16 protein-coding genes and 2 pseudogenes are annotated in these 21,577 nt (G+C 73.6%); 7 read left to right on the top strand and 11 right to left on the bottom strand.

Translation table 11 applies throughout. The annotated features are described in order from the left end of the window. Positions 1-29: 29 nt before the first annotated feature. Complete coding sequence (locus ACFFHU_RS03870) at positions 30-2,078, top strand: hypothetical protein (RefSeq protein WP_377335703.1); 2,049 nt, start codon at positions 30-32, stop codon at positions 2,076-2,078. Positions 2,079-2,209: 131 nt separating this feature from the next. On the opposite strand, the gene ACFFHU_RS03865 is transcribed toward ACFFHU_RS03870, so the two are convergent. The 4 genes and pseudogenes from ACFFHU_RS03865 to purS form a co-directional block, all read right to left on the bottom strand. Then, positions 2,210-2,965: a 2-phosphosulfolactate phosphatase gene (locus tag ACFFHU_RS03865; protein WP_377335701.1), complete on the bottom strand. Its 756-nt coding sequence runs from the start codon at positions 2,963-2,965 to the stop codon at positions 2,210-2,212. 419 nt (positions 2,966-3,384) lie between these two features. After that, a pseudogene (gene purL / locus ACFFHU_RS03860) lies at positions 3,385-5,943 on the bottom strand (phosphoribosylformylglycinamidine synthase subunit PurL); the annotation flags it as partial. Beyond that, on the bottom strand, positions 5,940-6,623 hold the full coding sequence (purQ, locus tag ACFFHU_RS03855; protein WP_377335697.1) for a phosphoribosylformylglycinamidine synthase subunit PurQ: 684 nt from the start codon (positions 6,621-6,623) through the stop codon (positions 5,940-5,942). The gene purQ and the pseudogene purL, both read right to left, overlap by 4 nt. Continuing rightward, positions 6,620-6,880, bottom strand: a complete 261-nt coding sequence (purS, locus tag ACFFHU_RS03850; RefSeq protein ID WP_377335695.1) for a phosphoribosylformylglycinamidine synthase subunit PurS — start codon at positions 6,878-6,880, stop codon at positions 6,620-6,622. The genes purQ and purS overlap by 4 nt, the downstream gene beginning before the upstream one ends. Before the next feature lie 341 nt (positions 6,881-7,221). On the opposite strand from purS, the pseudogene ACFFHU_RS03845 reads away from it, so the two are divergent. Next, positions 7,222-7,689: pseudogene (locus ACFFHU_RS03845) on the top strand (YbjQ family protein); the annotation flags it as partial. A gap of 1 nt (position 7,690) precedes the next feature. On the opposite strand, the gene purB reads toward ACFFHU_RS03845, so the two are convergent. The 3 genes from purB to ACFFHU_RS03830 form a co-directional block, all read right to left on the bottom strand. Further along, a complete protein-coding gene (gene purB, locus ACFFHU_RS03840; protein ID WP_377335693.1) occupies positions 7,691-9,115 on the bottom strand; it encodes an adenylosuccinate lyase in 1,425 nt (474 codons plus the stop codon). 72 nt (positions 9,116-9,187) lie between these two features. Beyond that, the gene (locus ACFFHU_RS03835) at positions 9,188-10,477 is read right to left on the bottom strand and encodes an MFS transporter (protein WP_377335691.1); all 1,290 of its coding nucleotides are present in this window, start codon (positions 10,475-10,477) and stop codon (positions 9,188-9,190) included. Next, on the bottom strand, positions 10,477-11,013 hold the full coding sequence (locus tag ACFFHU_RS03830; RefSeq protein ID WP_377335689.1) for a helix-turn-helix domain-containing protein: 537 nt from the start codon (positions 11,011-11,013) through the stop codon (positions 10,477-10,479). The genes ACFFHU_RS03835 and ACFFHU_RS03830 overlap by 1 nt, the downstream gene beginning before the upstream one ends. Positions 11,014-11,128: 115 nt before the next feature. On the opposite strand from ACFFHU_RS03830, the gene ACFFHU_RS03825 reads away from it, so the two are divergent. After that, the gene (locus tag ACFFHU_RS03825) at positions 11,129-13,537 is read left to right on the top strand and encodes a transglycosylase domain-containing protein (RefSeq protein ID WP_377335687.1); all 2,409 of its coding nucleotides are present in this window, start codon (positions 11,129-11,131) and stop codon (positions 13,535-13,537) included. Between the two features lie 213 nt (positions 13,538-13,750). Here ACFFHU_RS03825 and ACFFHU_RS03820 read toward each other — a convergent pair whose 3' ends face one another. Next, the gene (locus ACFFHU_RS03820) at positions 13,751-15,043 is read right to left on the bottom strand and encodes an acetyl-CoA C-acetyltransferase (protein WP_377335685.1); all 1,293 of its coding nucleotides are present in this window, start codon (positions 15,041-15,043) and stop codon (positions 13,751-13,753) included. A gap of 62 nt (positions 15,044-15,105) precedes the next feature. Here ACFFHU_RS03820 and ACFFHU_RS03815 point away from each other — a divergent pair, with 62 nt between their 5' ends. Beyond that, a complete protein-coding gene (locus ACFFHU_RS03815) occupies positions 15,106-16,473 on the top strand; it encodes a 3-oxoacyl-ACP reductase (RefSeq protein ID WP_377335683.1) in 1,368 nt (455 codons plus the stop codon). A 2-nt stretch (positions 16,474-16,475) separates the two neighbouring features. Next, positions 16,476-17,342, top strand: a complete 867-nt coding sequence (locus tag ACFFHU_RS03810; protein WP_377335681.1) for a MaoC/PaaZ C-terminal domain-containing protein — start codon at positions 16,476-16,478, stop codon at positions 17,340-17,342. Between the two features lie 61 nt (positions 17,343-17,403). Here ACFFHU_RS03810 and ACFFHU_RS03805 read toward each other — a convergent pair whose 3' ends face one another. The 3 genes from ACFFHU_RS03805 to ACFFHU_RS03795 form a co-directional block, all read right to left on the bottom strand. Then, positions 17,404-17,940, bottom strand: a complete 537-nt coding sequence (locus tag ACFFHU_RS03805; protein ID WP_377335679.1) for an isochorismatase family protein — start codon at positions 17,938-17,940, stop codon at positions 17,404-17,406. A gap of 91 nt (positions 17,941-18,031) precedes the next feature. Next, the gene (locus tag ACFFHU_RS03800; protein WP_377335677.1) at positions 18,032-18,997 is read right to left on the bottom strand and encodes a zinc-binding dehydrogenase; all 966 of its coding nucleotides are present in this window, start codon (positions 18,995-18,997) and stop codon (positions 18,032-18,034) included. A gap of 150 nt (positions 18,998-19,147) precedes the next feature. Further along, a complete protein-coding gene (locus tag ACFFHU_RS03795) occupies positions 19,148-19,795 on the bottom strand; it encodes a TetR/AcrR family transcriptional regulator (protein ID WP_377335675.1) in 648 nt (215 codons plus the stop codon). Positions 19,796-19,854: 59 nt separating this feature from the next. Here ACFFHU_RS03795 and ACFFHU_RS03790 point away from each other — a divergent pair, with 59 nt between their 5' ends. After that, positions 19,855-20,307, top strand: a complete 453-nt coding sequence (locus ACFFHU_RS03790) for an SCP2 sterol-binding domain-containing protein (protein ID WP_377335673.1) — start codon at positions 19,855-19,857, stop codon at positions 20,305-20,307. A gap of 2 nt (positions 20,308-20,309) precedes the next feature. After that, a complete protein-coding gene (locus ACFFHU_RS03785; protein WP_377335671.1) occupies positions 20,310-21,524 on the top strand; it encodes an acyl-CoA dehydrogenase family protein in 1,215 nt (404 codons plus the stop codon). Positions 21,525-21,577: the final 53 nt, after the last annotated feature.

The raw sequence follows: 21,577 nt of genomic DNA, 5'->3' as shown, positions 1-21,577 counted from the left end.
GGGGAGGCCGGACGCGGAAGGCGGTGGACGTGACAACACACCGACGAGCCTGGAGCCAACGGGCCGGTGTGGTCGTGGCGCTGGTGACCGGCGCCCTGCTCGCCGTCCCCACCACACCAGCGATGGCAGCCGCGCCCAACATCACCAACGTCTCGGCGTCACCAAACTCGGTGGACGAGGGCGGGACCGTGCGGGTCAGCTACTCGCTCAAGTTCCAGCCGGTCCAGGACGGACCCGCCGACATCACCGTGGCATCCAGCAATCCCAGGCTGATTTGTGTGGACGGCTGTAGCGCCGCCGCGGTCACCGACAGTGGCGACCGCACCGCTACGTTCCGGTACGCGAATGCGGGTACCTCTGACCAGTCGGCCAACATCACTATTCGCGCGGTTTCACAGGGCGGCGGCGGCCAGAGTTCGCAGAGCATCCAGGTCGGGCTGAAGGGTAAGGCCGCACCGCCGCCTGACCAGCCGCAGACGGTCAAGCAGGTCTGCGGCAAGGTTGTCAACCGGAACTCCGGCGCGGCGATCTCGAACGCCACGGTGCAGCTGCAGGATGGCCAGGGGAAGACCCACTCCACCATCTCGAACGGCAACGGCAATTTCTGCTTCAACGGCAGCTCCGGCAACCCGATCGTCCCCGGCACCCTCCAGCTCGGCGCCGGCAAGAACGACGTCACCGACACCAAGTCGCTGACCGCCGCGGCCGGCCAGTCCATCAGCGGCCAGCGGCTCTCGCTCAACATTCCGGCGCCCACCCCGAGCGCCACGCCGTCGGCCGAGGCGACGCCGACCGACCTGCCGAGCGACGACGGGGCGACGGACGAGGCCACCGAGGCCGCGCCGACCGAGGCGCCACCGGCGAACACCGCCAGCAAGCCGGCCTCGTCGGGCGGCGGGATGGGCCAGTGGCTGCTCATCATCGCCGGCGGCCTGCTGGTGGCCCTGGGCGTGGGCGCCATCGTGCTGCTCTGGATGCGGCGCAAGGAGAGCGACGACGACGGCCCGGGAACGGGCGCGTCCGGACCGTCGGCTCCGGTGGCTCCGGCCCAGGGGGGCGGCTATGCCGGCGCGAGCGACGCCACCCGGGTGGCGAACCGGCCCGGCGCCGACCCCACCATGGCCGGTGGCGCGGCGCTCGCCGAGGCACCGACCATGATGCACAACCGGCCGCTGGTGGACGACGAGTTCCCGGACCCGTACGGCGCCCCCTTGCCCAGCCAGCAACCCGGCTACGGCCGCCAGGCCGACGACTGGGCCGGCGCCGGCTACCCCGACAACAGCGCGCCCACCCAGGTCGGCTACGGCGCCGCCGGGGCGGCCGGGTACGGCGCCGCCCAGAGCCAGGGTTACGGCAACAGCAACGGCAACGGGTACGGCAACGCACCGGGCTCGGGCGCCGGGTACGGCAACGCCCCAGGTTCGGGCGCCGGCGCCGGCGGGTACGGCAACGCCCCGGGCTCGGGCGCGGGCGCGGGCGGATACGGCGAGCAAAACCAGGGCTACGGCGGCGGGTACGGCGAGCCGACCGGCCGGTACGACGGTGGCGGCTACGGCCAGCAGCAGCCCGCCGATCCGTACAACACGGCCTATGGCCAGGCCGGTCAGGGCGGCGACGACCAGCGGTACGGCGCCGACCAGGGCTCTTACCCCGCCGGTGGCTACGCCGGCAACAACGGATACGGCGACAACGGCGCCGGCTACGACAACCGCGCCGGCAACGACGGCGGGTACGGCGGCAACGGCGCCGGATATCCCGGCGGCTACGGCGACAACGGCGCCCAGCAGGGCGGCGGGTACGACAACGGCGCCCAGCACGGCGGCTACGGCGACAACGGCGCCCAGCAGGGCGGCGGCGGTTACGGCTATGGCCAGCAGGGCGGCGGCCAGGGCTACGACCAGTACGGCGCCCAGGGTGGCGGCTACGACAACCGCGGCGGCTACGGCGGCGAGCAGGGCGGCTACGACAACGGCGGCCAGCAGCAGGGCAACGGTTACTACGGTGACCAGCACCAGGCCGGCGGCCACCAGCAGGACAACCGGGCCGGGCGTCGTTCCGTGGACTGGCTCGACGACTGATCCCGCCCGCAGCCGTCCCGGGGCCCGCCCGCCGCCGTCCCGGGGACGGTCCGGCCGGTCGCCGCGGTGACTACGTCGTTGCGGTCCGGCCGGTCAGGCCGCGGCGGGGTACGACGTTGCGGTCCGGCCGGTCAGGCCGCGGTGAGTACGCCGTTGCGCAGCACCGGAACCGTGCTCGACAGACCGGTCCGGGCGGCGAGCTCGACGTCCTCGCCGAAGCCGCGCGCGATCAGTTCCCGTCCGGACACGCAGCCGCGGATGGCCGCCCCGAGGTCGGGAATTCCACCGAGGACCGTCAGCACGACCGCGGCCTCGATCGACAGTCCACCCGGAGCGGTGGCGAGGGCGTCGAGCACCAGCGCCGCGCCGAGCTGATCCTCCACACAGGGTCGAAGCGTGCCGTCGGGCCACCGCTCGCCCGCCGCCACGACCCCCACCGGCCGGTCGACCGAGCCGTACCCCTCGGCCCGGAGCCAGCGACCGACGGCGGCCGCATTGCGGAGGCAGGCCGTCACCAGCGGCGTCCCGGTGGAACTGGCGGCGGCGCAGATGGCGGAGCCGTTGGGTGACGGCAGCACCAGGTCGGGCACCACCGGTGCCACGCGCAGCGCGGCCGGGGAGAGCGACCACGGATGCCGCTCGTCGACCGCGCCCCGGCCCACCGCGGCCACCGCGCCGATCCGGGCGGCGAATTCCGCGGCCTGAGCGCCCCAGGGGAACGGGTGGACCCGCATCCCCCGGCTCACCGCCACCTCCACCGACGTGGTGAAGGAAAGAACGTCGACAACGACCAGCACCGCGCAGACCCGGCCGAGCTCGGCCGCGCCCGACAGTCCCCAGTCGAACCGGACGCCGGTCCCCGGCTGCCCGAAGACCGGAAGCGTCACCTCGACCCGGCCGGCGGCTGACCGCCGTGACCCTCGGAGCCGTGACCCTCGGGGCTGCGACCCTCGGAGCCCTGATCCTCGGGGCTACGGCCGTCGGGGTGGCGAGCCGCGGGGTGGCGAGCCGCGGCGTCGCGGTTCTCGGTGCCGGACGTGTCGGCGGTCTCGCCGACCGGTTCGGCGGCCGACTCGGCCGCCGGAGCCGTTGCCGCCTCGGGTGCGGGCTCGGTCACGACCTGCGGCGTGGGCTCGACCGTGGCGCCATCCGCCGGCTCGGTCCTGACCGGGGCGTCCCCGGCCGCACGCTCCACGCTGGCCGACTCGGGGGCCGGCGCGGCTTCGGCAACCAACGTCGGCTCGGCGGCCGACTCGGCCACGACCGCCTCGGCGGCCGACTCGGCCACGACCGGCTCGGCCACGACCGGCTCGGTCTCGACCGGCTCGGCCACGGCCGACTCGGCCACGCCGATCTCGGTCGGCACCGTGCCCGCCGGCCGCGGCGCCTCGGCCGCGCCACCGAACAGCATCGGCAGCGTGCCGGTGAACGCCTCGCGCAGCTCGTCCAGGCCGATCCGGAACTGATCACGGATCTCCAGCACCCCGCCGGCCGGATCGGTCACCCCGAGCCCCGTCCACGGCACCCCAAATTCGTCGCACAGCGCGGTGAAGGCCTTGTCCTGGCCGCGCGGCACGGTGACCAGCACCCGTCCGGTGGACTCGCTGAACAGGTAGACGAACGGCATTGTGCCGTCGGTGAACTCGGCCGGCAGCGCGATGCGGGCGCCGACGCCGTACCGCAGGCAGGACTCGATCAGGGCCTGTGAAAGGCCGCCGTCGGAGAGGTCGTGGGCGGTGCGCAGGTGCCCCACCCGGTTGGCCTCGGCCAGCAGCTCGGCGAGGGCCCGCTCGCGCGCCAGGTCGACCTCGGGCGGCGGACCGCCGAGGTGCCCGTGCACCACCGAGGCCCACTCGGAGCCGGAAAGCTCGGCCCGGGTCTCACCGAGCAGGAAGATCAGCTCGTCACCGAGGTGCTCGGTCCGGACGAAGCCCATCCGCACCCGATCGGCGACGTCGTCGATCACCCCGAGCACGCCGACCACCGGCGTCGGATGGATCGCGGCCGCTCCGGTCGAGTTGTAGAAGCTGACGTTGCCGCCGGTCACCGGAATGCCCAACTCGGCGCAGCCGTCGGCGAGCCCGCGGACCGCCTCGGCGAACTGCCACATCACCGCCGGGTCCTCCGGCGAGCCGAAGTTGAGGCAGTTCGTCACGGCGAGCGGCCGGGCGCCCGTCACGGCCACGTTCCGGTACGCCTCGGCGAGCGCGAGCTTGGCCCCCGAGTAGGGATCGAGGCGGGTGTACCGGCCGTTCCCGTCGAGGGAAAGGGCCACGCCCAGCCCGGACTGCTCGTCGATCCGGATGACGCCCGCGTCCTCCGGCTGGGCCAGCACCGTGTTGCCGAGGACGTACCGGTCGTACTGCTCGGTGACCCAGGTCTTGTCGCACAGGTTGGGCGCGGTGATCATCCGCAGCACGGTCTCCCGCAGCGCCTCGGGCGTGTTCGGCCGGGGCAGCGTCTCGGCGCGGTCGGCGTCGAAGAGGATGCGGTCGGCCGGCTCGCGCAGCGGGCGGGCGTACACCGGGCCGTCGTCGACCAGGGTGGCCGGCGGCACGTCCACGACCGCCCGGTCGCGCCAGGTGATCAGGAGCCGGCCCGGGGTGCCGTCCTCGGCCGCCGGCGTGACCTCGCCGATGGCGGTCGCCGGTACGCCCCACTTGGCCGCGGTCTTGAGCACCGCTTCCAACTTTTCCGGGGCGACGATCAGCAGCATCCGCTCCTGGGACTCGCTGGCCAGGATCTCGTGCGGCAGCATGGAGGGTTCCCGCAGCGGCACGCGGTCCAGCACGACCCGCATACCGGTGCCGGCCGCGGCGGCGGTCTCGGTGAGCGCGCAGGTCAGGCCGGCACCGCCGAGGTCCTGGATGCCGACGACGAGCTGCGCGTCGTACAGCTCCAGGCAGGCCTCGATCAGCAGCTTCTCCATGAACGGGTCGCCCACCTGGACCGACGGACGGCGGCCCTCGCCGCCCTCCTCGAAGGTGGCGCTGGCCAGCACGGAGACCCCGCCGATGCCGTCCCGGCCGGTCTTGGCGCCCATCAGCACCACGACGTTGCCCACCCCGGCCGCGGCCTTGTTCTGCAGCCGGTCGACCGGCAGCACACCCAGGCAGAGCGCGTTGACCAGCGGGTTGCCCTGGTAGCAGTCGTCGAACACGACCTCGCCGCCGATGTTCGGCAGGCCGAGGCAGTTGCCGTAGCCGCCAACCCCGGCCACCACGCCGGGCAGCACCCGGGCGGTGTCCGGATGGTCGGCCGCGCCGAACCGCAACGCGTCCATCACGGCCACCGGGCGGGCGCCCATCGCGAGGATGTCCCGGACGATGCCGCCGACCCCGGTGGCCGCGCCCTGGTACGGCTCGACGAAGCTCGGGTGGTTGTGCGACTCGACCTTGAACGTCACGGCCAACCGGTCGGAGACCCGGACCACGCCGGCGTTCTCGCCAATGCCGGCCAACAGGTGCTCCGACGGCGGAGCCTTCTCGCCGAACTGGCGCAGGTGGACCTTGCTCGACTTGTACGAGCAGTGCTCGCTCCACATGATCGAGTACATGGCCAGCTCGGACTGGGTGGGCCGGCGGCCCAGCATCTGCCGGATCCGGTCGTACTCGTCGTCGTGCAGCCCGAGCTCGGGGTAGGGCTGCAGCTCCTCGGGGGTGCCGGCCGCCCGGTCGACGGTGTCGACCCCGTCCAGCTCGGTCTGCTCGCGGCTGGCGTGCTCGCCGCCGCTGGATCCGGTCGGGATCCGGCCGGCCGGGATCCCGGCACCCAACGATTCGCCGGATCCGCTCCCGCCGGCGGCCTCCCGGCCGGACTCGGTCGGGTCGGCGGCGCCGGGCGCCGCGTCGGACTGGATCGTCATGCCGGTGCTCCCGCGAGGTGCTTGAGGATCGACGTGAAGAAGCCCAGGCCGTCCAGGGACGGCCCGGTCAGCTCCTCGACGGCGTGTTCGGGGTGCGGCATGATGCCGACCACGTTGCCGGCCTCGTTGGCCACGGCCGCGATGTCGCGCTGCGAGCCGTTGGGGTTCTCCCCCAGGTAGCGCGCCACGATCTGGCCCTGCGCCGCCAGTTCGTCCAGGGTGCGCTCGTCGGCGACGTACCGGCCCTCGCCGTTCTTGACCGGAATGAGGATCTCCTGCCGCGGGTGGAACGCGTTGGTCCACGCGGTGTCGGTCGTTTCGACTCGGAGCACCTGGTCGCGGTTGCGGAAGTGCAGGTGTCCGTTGCGGGTGAGCGCGCCGGGCAGCAGGTGCGCCTCGCAGAGGATCTGGAAGCCGTTGCAGATGCCGAGCACCGGAAGGCCCTCGCGGGCGGCGTCGACGACCGTACGCATCACCGGCGCGAACCGGGCGATGGCCCCGCAGCGCAGGTAGTCGCCGTACGAGAAGCCGCCGGGCAGCACCACCGCGTCCACCCCGTGCAGGTCGGGGTCGGCGTGCCAGAGCGGCACGGCCTCGGCGCCGGCGATCCGGGCGGCCCGGGCCGCGTCGCCGTCGTCGAGCGAGCCGGGAAAGGTCACCACGCCGATCCGGGCGCTCACGAGGGCACCGCGCTCTCGTCGGCCCCCGCCAGCCGGACCGTGAAGTCCTCGATCACCGGATTGGCCAGCAGCTTGTCGGCGAGCTCCCGCACCCGGTCCAGGTCGGGTTCACCGGTGAATTCGAGCTCGATCCGCCGGCCGATCCGCACCGAGGCGACATCGTCGACCCCGAGGCTGGGCAACGCGTTAGCGACGGCCTGACCCTGCGGGTCGAGGATCTCGGGCTTGAGCATGACGTCGACCACCACGCGAGGCACGGGCCACTCCTGACTGGTTGGGGCAGCGCGGATGCGGGCCCCAACGGGGCAAGCGCGCCCAAGCCTACCTGCCAGGAGGACCCGTGGAAGCACCGCCCGCCGGCTGTGGAAAACCCTGTGGAAAAGTCGTCGCGATCAATGATCGACACCGGCCGTCAGCACGGCGTTACCCTGTCCACAGGGAGTGCTCCGGCGCCGACTGGGCGGTTCGTCCCGGTCACCGCCCGGCCCGCCCGGCCCGCCCCGTCCGGACCACCGCGTCGCGGCCGTCCCGCCCGACCGGTTTCGCAGCATGCGATGACGTGAACATGCTTCACGAATCCGCCCGGTTCCGGTCTGCGAGCATCACATCCGTGCTGGTCGTGACGATGGACCACCTTCCGGGGTACGAGATCCGCGAGGTCCTGGGCCAGGTCGTCTCCTCCCAGGCCCGTACCCGCAACGTCTACCGCGAGGGAGTGAAGAGCCTGCGCGGCGGCGCGTACGACCCCGCCGCGCCGGAGAACCTCACCCGCTGGCGTACCGACGCCGTGGCCCGGCTCGGCGAGGAGGCCCGGCGGCTCGGCGCGAACGCGGTGCTCGGGATGCGGTTCGAGCACCGCGAGGTCGGCGAGATGTGGATGGAGGTCTGCGCCTACGGCACGGCCGTGGTGGCGTACCGGATCCCCACCGCGCCGGCGCCGGACCAGCCGCTGGTGGCCGCCGAGACCGCGCACCCGGCCGAACCCATCGACTCGGGCGCGATCGCCGAGGCGCCCAGCGCGCCCAACCTGCGGACGGCCGGCGAGACCCCCACACGGGGGAACTGAGTCAGAGGATCGGCGGCGGACTGTACGCGGCCGCCTCGGGGTGCGCGACCACCACCTCGGTGATGCGCTTCGTGACGGCGTCGACCTGGGCGCGGGCCGCTCCCACGAAGGCGGTCCGGTCCGCCACCAGCTCGTCGATCTCGGCCCGGGACAGGCCCAGCCGGCCGTCCGTGGCCAGCCGATCGAACAGGTCGTTCTCCACCGTGCCCTTCTCGCGCATGGCCAGCGCCACGGCCACCGCGTGCTCCTTGATCACCTCGTGCGCCACCTCACGGCCGACGCCCCGACGAACCGCGCCGACCAGGATCCTGGTGGTGGCCAGGAAGGGCAGGTAGCGGTCCAGTTCCCGGGCGATCACCGCCGGGTACGCCCCGAACTCGTCGAGCACCGTGAGGAACGTCTGGAACAGTCCGTCCGCCGCGAAGAACGCGTCGGGCAGCGCCACCCGACGCACCACCGAGCAGGAGACGTCGCCCTCGTTCCACTGGTCCCCGGCCAGCTCACCCACCATCGAGAGGTAGCCTCGGATCACCACGGCCAACCCGTTCACCCGCTCCGAGGACCGGGTGTTCATCTTGTGCGGCATGGCGCTCGAGCCGACCTGACCCGGCTTGAAGCCCTCGGTGACCAGCTCCTGGCCGACCATCAGCCGGATGGTGGTGGCCAGCGACGACGGGGCCGCGGCCGTCTGCGCGAGCGCCGACAGCACGTCGAGGTCGAGCGAGCGGGGGTACACCTGGCCCACGCTGTTGATCACCCGGGCGAACCCGAGGTGCGTGGCCACCCGCCGCTCCAGCTCGGCGACCTTGCCGGCGTCGCCGTCGAACAGGTCCAGCTGATCGGCAGCGGTGCCGACCGGGCCCTTGATGCCCCGCAGCGGGTACCGGGCCAGCAGGTCGGCCAGCCGCTCGTACGCGATCAGCAGCTCCTCGGCGGCCGACGCGAACCGCTTGCCCAGCGTGGTGGCCTGGGCCGCGACGTTGTGCGACCGGCCGGCCATCACCAGGCCGGAGTGCTCGTGCGCCAGCCAGGCCAGCCGGGCCAGCGCGGCCACCACCCGGTCCCGGATCAGCTCCAGCGACGCCCGGATCTGCAGCTGCTCGACGTTCTCGGTCAGGTCCCGGGAGGTCATCCCCTTGTGGATGTGCTCGTGCCCGGCCAGCGCGCTGAACTCCTCGATCCGCGCCTTGACGTCGTGCCGGGTGACCCGCTCGCGCTCCGCGATGGAGGCCAGGTCGACCCGGTCCAGCACCCGCTCGTACGCCTCGACCACGCCGTCCGGCACCGGCACCCCGAGGTCGCGCTGGGCGCGCAGCACCGCGACCCACAGCCGGCGCTCCATCCGGATCTTCTCCTCCGGCGACCAGAGCGCGACCAGCTCCGGCGAGGCGTAGCGGGCGGCCAGCACATTCGGAATCGTCGTCACGAGCGGTGATTCTAGGGACAGGATGGCCCAGCGACGGTCTCCCGTCGGTCGAGCCCGCGGAAATGCACGGCGTCACGCGGGGGCGGACACCGGGTCGGCCCCGCCCGGAGCGCCAGGGACACCGCCGCCGGGCGGGGCCGACCCGTCGGCGCCGTCGGCCGGCGAGCCGACCGGCAGCCGCCGGACGTCCCGGCTGGCGAGCATGCCGAGCACCGACAGCACCACCAGCGCCGCGGCGCCGAGCAACGTGTCCCGGTTACCCACGGCGGCCGCCACCGGTCCGACCACGACCTGACCGAGCGGGATCGCGATGATCGAGCCCAGGATGTCGTACGAGTAGACCCGGGCCAGCCGGTCCGCCGGGATGTGCTGGGCCATCGACGTCTCCCAGGCCACCGCGAACTGCTCCACGCCCAGCCCGGCCAGCATGGCCGCCGGCACCAGCACCAGGACCCGGGGCGCCAGGGCCAACCCGAACAGCAGCAGCGCCTCGGCGAACATGCAGGACACCCCGAGCAGCAGCAGCCGGCGTACCCGGATCCGCAGGGCGATCAGGCCGCCCACGATCATCCCGGCGGCCTCGGCCGCGAGCACCACGCCCCAGGCGCTCCGCCCGATGGTGCCGTCGGCCACCGCCGGGCCGAGCACGTTCACCGCGCCGGCGAGGACGGCGTTCAGCACCATGAAGCCGAGCACCACCACCCAGAGCCAGGTCCGGCCCACGAACTCGGACCAACCCACCCGCAGATCGGCCAGGATGCTCCGGCGGTCGCCGGCCGCCGCGGCGGACGCCGGCACCCGTACCCGGGCGAAGACCAGGCCGGCCAGCGCGAACGTGACGGCGTCGGTCGCGAGGCCCCAGCCCGGCCCCACGGCCGCGACCAGGATGCCGCCCAGCGCCGCGCCGCCGATCATGGCGGCGTTGATGCCCAGCCGGTTGATCGCGTTGGCCGGCTGGATCAGCTCCCGCGGCACGGTCTGCGGGGTGAGCGCCGCGGCGGCCGGCTGAGCCAGCGCGCTCACCACCCCGTTGGCCGCGCTCAGCGCCAACAGCAGGGGAATCGTGGCCGTTCCGCTGAGCACGAGGGCCGCCACCGCGCCCTGGGTGAGCGCGCCGAGCAGGCTGGAGCCGACCAGCACCACCCGGCGGGGCAGCCGGTCGGCCAGGACGCCACCGAAGAGCACGAACACGGCGTTCAGCAGCGACCGGGCGCCGACCACCAGGCCGAGGTCGCGCACCGAGCCGGTGAGATCCAGTACGGCGAAGGCCAGCGCGATCGGTGCGATCGAGTTGCCCAGCATGTTGATCAGCCGGCCGAGGGCCAGGTTGCGGAATGCGGCGTGCCGCAGGGGCGCGAACATCAGTCCTCCATCTGGAAGAGCGCAACGGTGGCGTTGACGTGGGTGGCGCCGGGGGTGCGGGGCGGCTTGGCGGCCCGGTGCAGCCGGACGGCCGCCTCGCCGATCGCCCTGGTCACCTCGGCCCAGACCTCCGGGTCGACCCAGAGTTCGGCGTCGACCAGCGCGGCCGTGCCGGGACGCCAGGCGGTGGCCCGGCGCCGCAACTCGGTGGTGAGCGCCTCGTACGTGAGTTGGATGTCGTCGTGGTTGCGGGGCCGGTCCCGGTCCCGGTCGGGGTCGTACCGGTAGCGCTTCGCCGCGCCGCCGCGGATGCGCTCCTCGCCGGCGATCACGATGGCCTCGGCGGCGAGCAGTTGCCGCAGGTGGTAGCTGGCGTTCGCGTGGGTCAGGTCGAGCTCCCGGGCCACCTCGGCGGCCGTCAGCGCCGCCCCGGTGAGCAGGGAGAGGATGCGCAGCCGGATCGGGTGCGCCAGCGCCCGGAGCCGCGCGGTGTCCTCCTCGGCCGCGCCGCCCGGCGCCTCATCTCCCAAAGACATGTTTGGAGGTTAAGGCTCTCGGCGCCCTACTGTCAAACACTCATTTGGGGGTCGACCCGCCACGGTCCCGCCCGGCACGGGATTCGGCGACGGCGCCGCAGGGTAACGGGTGCGGATGTCTCCCGACGGGTATCAGCAGGGTGCCGGCAACGGGTACCAGTACGGTGCCGGCGGCGGGCCGCGCCCCGCCTCCGGCGAACCGGGCGCGGGCCGGCGCCCGGTCGCCCCGCGACGCCGGCGCAATCGGTTACTGGCCGCGCTGGCCGTGGCGGCGCTCGTGGCCGGCATCGGTCTGATCGGTGGCATCTACTACGTCGACAGCGTGCCGGCGCCCACCGACCTCAAGCTGCCGGAGTCCACCACCGTCTACTACTCCGACGGCAGGACCGCGATGGCCACGCTGGGGGCCGAGAACCGCACGATCGTGCCGTACGACCAGATGGTCGACGGCCCGAAGCAGGCGATCGTGGCGGCCGAGGACCGCACCTTCTGGACCAACCGCGGCATCGACTTCACCGGCGTGCTCCGGGCGGCCTGGTCCAACCTCACCGGCGGGCAGCGGCAGGGCGCGTCGACCATCACCCAGCAGTACGCGCGGGTGGCCGCCGACCTCAAGGGGGTCACCTATTCGCGCAAGCTCCGCGAGGCGGTGATCGCCTGGAAGCTGGACGACAAGTACAGCAAGCAGGAGATCCTCGGCTACTACCTGAACACCGTCCCGTTCGGCCGGGGCGCGTACGGGATCGAGGCGGCCGCGCAGGCGTACTTCGGCAAGACCGTGCGCCGAGACGCGCCGGCGGCGAAGCAACTGACGGTGGCCGAGGCGATGGTGCTGTGCGCCATGGTCAAGCAGCCGGAGGCCAACCCGGACGACCCCGCGGGCCAGCCCGGCTACGACCCGCGGCGCGGCCCGAAGGCCCGGCAGAACTCCATCGAACGGTGGAACTACATCCGCGACGGCATGGTGCGGCTGAACTACCTCACCCCCGACCAGGCCGCGAACCTGGCGTACCCGGACTCGGTGAAGCCGGTCGACCCGAACGCCGGGCAGTCCGGGCTGGACAAGCCGACCGGCCAGGTGGTCAATCACGTGCTCAGCGAGTTGCGGCAGACCGACCCGTTCAAGAACAAGCCGGCCGACTACATCGCGAACGGCGGCTTCAAGATCGTGACCACGATCGACAAGCGGGTCCAGGACGCCGCCGAGGCGTCCGCCGACATCAACCGGGACAGCGCGCCCGCGGAGGTACGCGGCCAGCCGAAGAACTGGCGGGCCGCGCTCGTGGCGGTCGAACCCGGCACCGGCCGGGTGCTGGGCTACTACGGCGGCAACAACGGAAACAGCCCGGACTACGCCGGCTGGTACTACGACGAAAAGGGCGAGGCTCGCGGCTACGGCCAGCACCCGCCGGGGTCGTCGTTCAAGGCGTACGACCTGGCCGCGGCCGTGCAGCAGAACATCTCGGTGAAGCAGCACTTCGACTCCCCGGACACCAAGGAGTTCCCGGAGTCCGGCCGGACGAAGGGCAGCCCGGCCGGCCCGATCCGCAACGCCGAGCACGCGCCGTGCCAGCCGGACTGCGCGCTGTGGGAGGCCACGGTGGCCTCGCTGAACGTCACCTACTTCGAGCTGACCGAGAAGCTGGGCACCGCCAAGGTGGTCGACCTGGCCACCCGCGCGGGCATCGACTCGATGTGGAAGGACGTGCCGGGCAACCCCCACCCGCAGCGGGTGGAGCTGCGCGGTCACCCCGGCGAGGAGACCGCCAAGCAGTTCAGCACCGAGGTGGGCATCGGCCAGTACGGCATCACGGTGGCCGACCACGCCAACGGGATGGCCACCCTCGCGGCCCACGGCAAGCGGTCCGACGAGCACTTCGTGCGGTCCGTGACGAAGGGCGACGACAAGGTGTACGACGAGCAGCTCACCCAGAGCGACCTCGGGCTGGACCGGGAGGCGGTCAACCAGCTGGACTGGACGCTCCGCCAGGTGAAGGCGGCCAAGCTCGGCAACGGCTGGGACTCGGCGGGCAAGACCGGTACCTGGCAGGCCGGTCAGAGCACCACCCAGAACGTGCACACCTGGATGGTCGGCTACACCGGGGCGCTCGCGGCCGCGGTCTGGCTGGGCACCGACGACGGCAAGCCGCTGAAGACCCGGAGCGGCAGCTACGAGGTGTACGGGGCCACCGGGCCGGCGCCCATCTGGCGGCAGTTCATGGAACAGGCCACCGCAGCCCTCAAGCTCGACCCGGACAAGTACCGCTTCGAGGCGCCGGCGTTCCCGGACGACACCCCGGCCACCCCCAGCGGCCCGCCGCCCGCGCCGACCACCGCCGCGCCCGCGCCGACGACCGAGCGGCCGAGCCCGACCGGCTCGCCGACGCCGACCTGCGAGCCGTCCCGGTGCGTGAGCCCGACCCCGTCGGCCCGCCCGACGCCGAGCCGGACCCGGACCGTCAGCCCGAGTCCACGCCGCACCCCGCCGCCCACCCGGCCGGCGGCCGGGCCGACGCCGGGCTGACCCGGGGACGCCGGGCCGGCAGGTGGCCGTCGGGCCGGCAGGTGGCCGTCGGGCCGGTGGCCGCCCCGTGGGCGCCGGGGGTGGGCGCCGGGAGTGGGCGCCGGGAGTGGGCGCCGGGAGTGGGCGCCGGGAGTGGGCGCCGGGAGTGGGCGCCGGCCCGGTGGCCGTCGGGCCGGCCGAGAGCCGGGCCGGTGGGCGCCGGACCCGGCGCGATCAGCGTTCCAGGATGGCCACCACGCCCTGGCCGCCCGCGGCGCAGATGGAGATGAGGCCCCGCCCGCTGCCCTTCTCGGCCAGCAGCTTGGCCAGCGTCGCCACGATCCGGCCACCGGTCGCCGCGAACGGATGGCCGGCCGCCAGCGACGACCCGTTGACGTTCAGCCGGTCGCGGTCGATCGAGCCGAGCGGGGCGTCCAGGCCCAGCCGCTCCTTGCAGAACTCCGGCGACTCCCAGGCCGCGAGGGTGGCCAGCACCTGCGACGCGAACGCCTCGTGGATCTCGTAGAAGTCGAAGTCCCGCAGCGTCAGCCCGTTCCGGGCCAGCAGCCTGGGCACCGCGTACGCGGGGGCCATCAGCAGCCCCTCGTCGCCGTGCACGAAGTCCACGGCCGCGGTCTCGGCGTCGGAGAACCAGGCCAGCACCGGCAGGTTGTGCGCCGCGGCCCACTCCTGGGACGCGAGCAGCACCGTGGAGGCGCCGTCGGTGAGCGGCGAGGAGTTGCCGGCCGTCATGGTGGCGGCGTCGGTCTCCGGGCCACGGGCGCCGAAGGCCGGCTTCAGCGCGCCGAGCTTCTCCAGCGTGGTTTCCGGGCGCAGGTTCTGGTCGCGCTGCAATCCGAGGTACGGCGTGACCAGGTCGTCGAAGAACCCGCGCTGGTACGCGGCCGCGAGGCGCTGGTGGGAGGCGAGCGCCAGCTCGTCCTGGGCCCGCCGGTCGATGTTCCAGCGCCGGGCCGTGATGGCCGCGTGGTCGCCCATGGACAACCCGGTACGGGGCTCGGCGTTGCGCGGGATCTCCGGCGTGAACGGGTGGTGCGGGCGGAGCGCGGTGGCGGCCCGGAGCCGGGCGCCCAGGCTGCGGGCCGAGTTGATCCGCAACAGGGTCTGCCGGAATTCCTCGTTGACCGCGAGCGGCGCGTCGGACGTGGTGTCCACCCCGCCGGCCACGCCCACGTCGAGCTGGCCGAGGGCGATCTTGTTGGCCACCAGGATCGCCGCCTCCAGCCCCGTGCCGCAGGCCTGCTGGATGTCGTACGCGGGGGTGTGCGGGTCGAGCCGCGAGCCGAGCACGACCTCGCGGGTCAGGTTGTAGTCGCGGGAGTGCTTGAGCACCGCGCCGGCCACCACCTCGCCCATCCGCTGGCCGGCCAGGCCGAACCGGGCCACCAGCCCGTCGAGCGCCGCCGTGAGCATGTCCTGGTTCGAGGCGCGGGCGTACCGGCCGTTCGAGCGGGCGAACGGGATCCGGTTGCCTCCGAGCACCGCGACACGACGGATTTCCTGCACGATCCGGCCTCCTCAGTCCGCGACGGGCTTGCGCCCAACCTACTCGCCAGTAGGCTACGGCTATGACCGACCGGTACGCCAGCTTCGCCAACTCCGGCCCCGGCCGGACGCTCGTCAAGCGGCTCGGCCTGCCCGACCCGCCCCGGCTGCGCCGCCACCGGCCCGGCGACCCGCTGCTGCCCGGTCCGGCGCTGCTGGGCGCCGCGCCCGGCGGCCGGCTGCGCGATCAGGTGGCCAAGATCCTGACCGCGGCCGGTGTCGAGCTGCGCGAGCCGGCCGCGGCCACCGACGCAACCGCCGACGGCCGGTCCGCCGAGCGGTACGGGGCGCTGATCTTCGACGCCACCGGGATCACCGACTCGACCGGCCTGCGCGCCCTGTACGACTTCTTCCACCCGTACGCCCGCGGCCTCACCCCGTCCGGCCGGGTGATCGTGCTCGGCACCCCGCCGGAGGCGTGCGCGACGCCCCGGGAGGCGACCGCGCAGCGCGCCCTGGAGGGTCTGACCCGCAGCATCGGCAAGGAGTTCGGCCGGGGCAGCACCAGCCAGCTGGTGTACGTCGACCGGGACGGCTCGCCGGTCAGCCTCGAGTCCACGCTGCGCTTCCTGCTCTCCGGCCGCTCGGCGTACGTGTCCGGCCAGGTGATCCGGATCGGCCCGGGGCCGGCCACCGCGCCGGCCGACTGGGACCGGCCGCTGGCCGGCCGGGTGGCCCTGGTGACCGGCGCGGCCCGCGGCATCGGCGCGGAGCTGGCCCGGGTGCTGGCCCGGGACGGCGCCCGGGTCGTCGCGCTGGACGTGCCGGCCGCCGGCGACGAGCTGGCCGCGGTGGCGAACGCCATCGGCGGTGAGGCCGTGCAGCTCGACCTGACCGCGGCCGACGCGCCGGACCGGCTGGCCCGATACCTGGCCGACCGGCACGGGCAGCTCGACGTGCTGGTGCACAACGCCGGGATAACCCGGGACAAGACCCTCGGCCGGATGGATCCGGGCCGCTGGGACGCCGTGCTGGACGTCAACCTGTCCAGCCAGGAGCGGATCAACGACGTGCTGCTGGACCGGGACCTGATCCGGGCCGGCGGCCGGCTGATCGGCGTCTCCTCGATCGCCGGGCTGGCCGGCAACCGCGGCCAGACGAACTACGCCACCAGCAAGGCTGGGGTGGTCGGGCTGGTGCGGTCGATGGCGCCGGTGCTGGCCGACCGGGAGATCACCGTCAACGCGGTCGCGCCCGGCTTCATCGAGACCCGGCTCACCGCCCGGATCCCGCTGATGCTGCGCGAGGCGGGCCGGCGGATGAACAGCATGGCCCAGGGCGGCCTGCCGGTGGATGTGGCCGAGACGATCGCCTGGCTGGCGAGCCCGGCCGCCGGCGGGATCACCGGCAACGTGGTCCGGGTGTGCGGCCAGAGCCTGCTGGGAGCGTGAGGATGTCCACCCTGGAGTTGCCGCGGCTGCCGGCCGCCGGCCCGCTGTACCGGCGGGCCGCCCTGGCCCTCGTGCCGGGCGTCGGCGGCGGCCGCCGGGCCGCCGAGCTGCCCGACCTCGAGCTGGTGGTCCGGGACGTGCCCGTCGACCGCGAGCACCTGGCCGGGTACGACCGGGTCTGCGGCTTCCCGCTCGGCGACCGGCTGCCGGCCACGTACCCGCACATCATGGCGTTCCCGCTGGCGCTGCGGCTGATGACCGCGCCCGACTTCCCGTTCCCGATGGTCGGCCTCGTGCACCTGGCCAACCGGATCACCGTGCGCCGGCCGCTGGACGCGGGGGAACGGTACGACCTGGCCGTCCGCGCCACCGACCTGCGGCCGCACGATCGGGGCCGCCAGCTCGACGTGGTGGCCACCGCCTCGGTGGGCGGCGAGGAGGTCTGGCGGGACGTCTCGACGTACCTGAGCCGGGACCGCGGGGCCGGCCAGGGTGAGCGGCGCGACCGCGGTGACCGACCGGCGCCGCCGGCCCCGGCCGCCCGGTGGCGGGTCGAGCCCCGGGTCGGCCCGGATTACGCCCGGGTCTCCGGGGATCACAACCCGATCCACACCTCCCGGCTCGGCGCCCGGCTGCTCGGTTTCCCCCGGCCGATCGCGCACGGCATGTGGAGCAAGGCCCGCTGCCTGGCGGCGCTGCACAGCCGGCTGCCCGACGCGTACACGGTGGACGTCGGGTTCAAGCTGCCGCTGCCGCTGCCCTCCACGGTGGCCTTCAGCGCCGCGCCGGACGGCGACGGCTGGCGGTTCGCCCTGCACGCCGCGACCTCCGGCAAACCCCACCTCTCCGGCACCGCCCGCCGAGAGTAAGGAAGGGCCCCTTCTTATCGCTTTTTGTATAGGAAGGGTCCCCTGTTAACCGGCGCCCCGCTCAGGCGAGCCGGTCCAGGATCTCGTCGGTCGTCTGGACCGCGCCGAAGCGGGGGAAGATGACGGTCAGGGCGTGCTCATGCTCCTCGGCCGTCATGCCGCTCATCGCGTCGGACGCGAACACCAGCTCGTGGCCGTGGTCGGCCGCGGCCCGAGCGGTCGACTCGACCCCCATGGTGGTGGCCAGCCCGGCCATCACCACGGTGTCGATTGCACGTTGCCGCAGCCGGTCGGCCAGATCGGTGCCATAGAAGGCGCCGATCGTTCGCTTCACCACGGTGATGTCGCCGTCCTGCGGCCGCAGCTCGGGCACGAAACCGCTGCCCGGCGGCTGCTCGGTCACCCCCGGCCGGTCGACCCGGACGAGGACCACCGTGCCGCCTGCCCGCCGGAAGGCCGCAGCCAGGCGCACGGCGCGCCGCACCACGCTGGCGCCATCGTGCGGCCCCATGTCCTGCTCGACGATGCGCGGCATGAGGTCCACCACGATCAGGGCGGCGCGGGAGGCGGCGAGCGGTTCCGTAAGGAGTGAACTCACCGCGCGATCCTAACAAGGCCGCCCACCCGGAGGCGCCGGCACCCGCGGCTCGGGTGGCCCGGCGGTCGCGGCGTCGGGTGCGCCCCACGGGCTAGCCGGGAAGGCCCGTGACCAGCAGGGTCTTGCCGATCGTCCGCCGGGCGCCGATGGCGGCGTGCGCCGCGGCGGCGGCCTCCAGCGGGAACCGCTGCCCGATCACCGGTCGCAGCCGGCCGGCCGCCGCGGCCGCCAGCGCCTGCTCGGTGTACGCGCGCAGCCGCTCGGGCGGGGCGGCGGGCCGGAGCAGCCGCACTCCGCGCTCGGCCGCCAGCTCGGCCGGCACGTCCGTCCAGCCGCCACTGGCCAGACCGAAGCTGAGCAGCCGGCCGCCCGGCTCGAGCAGCTCGAACGCCGACCGGCCGATCTCGCCGCCGACCCCGTCGAAGGCCGCGTCAAGACCGCCCAGCTCGGACCGGATCCGCTCCGACCAGCCCGGTTCGGCGTAGTCGACCACCACGTCCGCGCCGAGCCCGCCGAGCAGCCCGGTCTTCCGTGACCCGCCGGCCGCGGCCACCACCCGGGCGCCGGCGTCCCGGGCAAGCTGCACCAGCAGCGACCCGACGCCGCCGGCGGCGGCCTCCACCAGGACCCGGTCCCCCGGCGCCAGCTCCGCGGCCGCGATCAGCATCGTGGCCGTACGGCCGTCGGCCAGCAGGGCGACGGCGCCGTCCAGCGGCAGCCCGGCCGGCACCGGGAACAACCCGTCGACGGGTACGGCCACCCGCTCGGCGTACCCGCCGGCGCCGCCCGTCCCGGTGACCACCCGGCGGCCCACCAGGCCCGGGTCGACCTGCGGCCCGACCGCCGCGACCAGGCCACCGACGCCGTTGCCCGGGATCATCGGCAGCTCGCCCCGGAACGGCCCGAACCCGGTGGCCCGGAACTGCGTCTCGACAAAGGTGATGTTGGCGTACGCGACGTCCACCAGCACCTGGCCCGGGCCGGGCGCCGGCTCGGGCGCGTCGCCCGGCACCAGCACCTCCGGCCCGCCGTACCCGGTCAACCACACCGCGCGCATGCGCCGCTCCCCCGCTCGCCAACCTTCGTGGCGACCAGCGTGCAACCTCAAGCCGCGTTGAGGTCAAGCCGGTGGGCGACCAGCAACGCGGCACCCGGCACGTTCACGTTCAACCGGGCGGCCTGCACCACCGGCGGCCCCTGAGCCGGCTCAGCCGGCGTCGGCGGGGCGCCAAAGTTCGCCATCGAGCAGCTGGCCGGCGCCGAGCCAGGCGACGTTCATCATCCGGGTGGCGGCCCGGTCGGCGTCGGCCTCCGGGTGGTCGGCCAGCCAGTCGGCCACCGACTCGCTCGCGCCGACCAGCGCGTACGCCATGATCTCGAGCTCGCTCGCGCGGACCTCGCGGCCCCGCGCGGCCAGGGCCCGCTCGAGCAGGCCGGTGACCACATCGATCATCCGGCCGCGCATGGTCACCACGGCCCCGGCCAGCGGCGGTTCGCCGCGGGCCTGCCGGTAGAGCACCGCCCACCCGTCCCGGTGCGCGCCGACGAACCGGAAGAACGCCCGCAGGCCGCGCCAGAGCTGCTCGTCGGCCGGCAGGTCGGGCTCGACCGCGGCCGCGATGGCCTCCATCAGCCGGGTGCCCTCCCGGTGCAGGCAGGCGGTGAACAGCTCCTCCTTGGCGCCCAGGTAGGCGTACACCATGGGCTTGCTGATGCCGGCGTCGTCGGCGATCTCGTCCATGCTCGCGGCGTGATAGCCGCGCCGGGAGAAGACCTTGACCGCGGCGTCGAGCATCTGCTGCTCGCGTACGGCCCGGGGCAGTCGCTTGAACGAGGTCGGCACCCTTGCGAGCATACCTACTCGTGCGTAGGGTTACGCGGGAGTAACCAAGTCTGCCCGCGGAAGGTGCAATCATGACCGACTTCGACCCGGCCAACTTCGCCACGGTCGGCCCCAAGGAATTCGCCCAGCTCGTCAAGTCCACTCCGGACGCGAAGATCGCCGAGGTCATGTCCGGCGACGCCCGGGGCAAGGTCCTCAACGAGGTCTTCACCCGGATGCCGTCGCTGTTCCGGGCCGACCGGGCCGGTTCCACGAACGCGGTCATCCACTGGAACATCACCGGCCGGCCCGACGGCGGCACCGACACCTACGAGGTGGCCATCGAGAACGGCGCCTGCACGGTCACCGAGACCCCGCAGCGCGACCCGAAGCTCTCCCTCACGATGGGTCCGGTCGAGTTCCTGAAGATCGTCGCCGGCGCCGCCAACCCGGTGATGATGTTCATGACCGGCAAGCTGAAGGCCAAGGGCGACCTGGGTCTGGCGGCCAACATCGCCAACCTGTTCGACATCCCGAAGGCCTGACCATGGCCGAGTTCTCGCTTGACCTGACGGAGGAACAGCGGGACCTGCGCGACTGGGTGCACGGCTTCGCCCGCGAAACCGTGCGCCCGGCCGCCGCCGAGTGGGACGCCCGCGAGGAGACCCCCTGGCCGGTCATCCAGGAGGCCGCCAAGATCGGTCTGTACGGTTTCGAGTTCCTCGCCAACTGCTGGGCCGACCCCACCGGCCTGTCCCTGCCGATCGCCAGCGAGGAGCTGTTCTGGGGCGACGCCGGCATCGGGCTGGGCATCTTCGGCACCTCGCTCGCGGTGGCCGCCATCTATGGCTCCGGCACGCCCGAGCAGCTCGTCGAGTGGGTGCCGCAGTGCTTCGGCACCGTCGACGAGCCCGCCGTGGGCGCCTTCTGCACCACCGAGCCCGAGGCAGGGTCGGACGTCGGCGCCATGCGCAGCCGGGCCGTCTACCACGAGGCCACCGACGAGTGGGTGCTCAACGGCCAGAAGGCGTACGCCACCAACGGCGGGATCGCGGCCGTGCACGTGGTCACCGCCTCGGTGGACCCGTCGCTCGGCTCCCGCGGCCAGGCCGCGTTCGTGATCCCGCCCGGCACCCCCGGGCTGGCCTCGACCCGGAAGCTCAAGAAGCTCGGCCTGCGCGCGTCGCACACCGCGGACGTGTTCCTGGACGACGTGCGGGTCCCCGGCTCCTGCCTGCTCGGCGGCCGGGAGGCGCTCGAGGAACGGCTGGCCCGCGCCCGCTCGGGGCAACGGGCGGCGTCCCAGGCCGCCATGCGGACCTTCGAGCTGTCCCGGCCGACCGTCGGGGCGCAGGCCATCGGGGTGGCCCGGGCCGCCTACGAGTACGCGCTGGAGTACGCGGGCAACCGGGTCCAGTTCGGCCGGCCGATCATCGAGAACCAGGCCGTGGCGTTCGCGTTCGCCGACATGAGGATGGAGATCGACGCGGCCCGGCTGCTGGTCTGGCGCGCCTCCTGGATGGGCCGCAACAATCGGCCGTTCACCGCGGGCGAGGGCTCGATGTCGAAGCTCAAGGCCGGCGAGGTGGCCGTGGCGGTCACCGAGAAGGCCGTGCAGATCCTCGGCGGCGCCGGCTTCCTGCGGGAACACCCCGTGGAGCGCTGGTACCGGGACGCGAAGATCTACACCATCTTCGAGGGCACCTCCGAGATCCAACGCCTGGTCATCTCGCGGGCAATCTCCGGCCGCCAGATCCGCTGACGTAACAACAGCCGCCCCGTCGCCGATTCAACCAAGAGGGTGTTCCGCGACCT

The sequence above is a fragment of the Plantactinospora siamensis genome, from assembly GCF_042434095.1.
Classification (GTDB): domain Bacteria; phylum Actinomycetota; class Actinomycetes; order Mycobacteriales; family Micromonosporaceae; genus KBS50.
The sequence above is the reverse complement of the archived record's forward strand: the minus strand, read 5'-3'. Positions and strand labels throughout refer to the sequence as shown.

Coding starts and splice junctions, on each gene's coding strand:
- ACFFHU_RS03790 (WP_377335673.1), top strand. CDS start 19,855: ATGACCGACTTCGACCCGGCCAACTTCGCCACGGTCGGCCCCAAGGAA.
- ACFFHU_RS03825 (WP_377335687.1), top strand. CDS start 11,129: ATGTCTCCCGACGGGTATCAGCAGGGTGCCGGCAACGGGTACCAGTAC.
- ACFFHU_RS03800 (WP_377335677.1), bottom strand. CDS start 18,997: ATGCGCGCGGTGTGGTTGACCGGGTACGGCGGGCCGGAGGTGCTGGTG.
- ACFFHU_RS03835 (WP_377335691.1), bottom strand. CDS start 10,477: ATGTTCGCGCCCCTGCGGCACGCCGCATTCCGCAACCTGGCCCTCGGC.
- ACFFHU_RS03795 (WP_377335675.1), bottom strand. CDS start 19,795: ATGCTCGCAAGGGTGCCGACCTCGTTCAAGCGACTGCCCCGGGCCGTA.
- ACFFHU_RS03810 (WP_377335681.1), top strand. CDS start 16,476: ATGTCCACCCTGGAGTTGCCGCGGCTGCCGGCCGCCGGCCCGCTGTAC.
- ACFFHU_RS03815 (WP_377335683.1), top strand. CDS start 15,106: ATGACCGACCGGTACGCCAGCTTCGCCAACTCCGGCCCCGGCCGGACG.
- ACFFHU_RS03830 (WP_377335689.1), bottom strand. CDS start 11,013: ATGTCTTTGGGAGATGAGGCGCCGGGCGGCGCGGCCGAGGAGGACACC.
- ACFFHU_RS03785 (WP_377335671.1), top strand. CDS start 20,310: ATGGCCGAGTTCTCGCTTGACCTGACGGAGGAACAGCGGGACCTGCGC.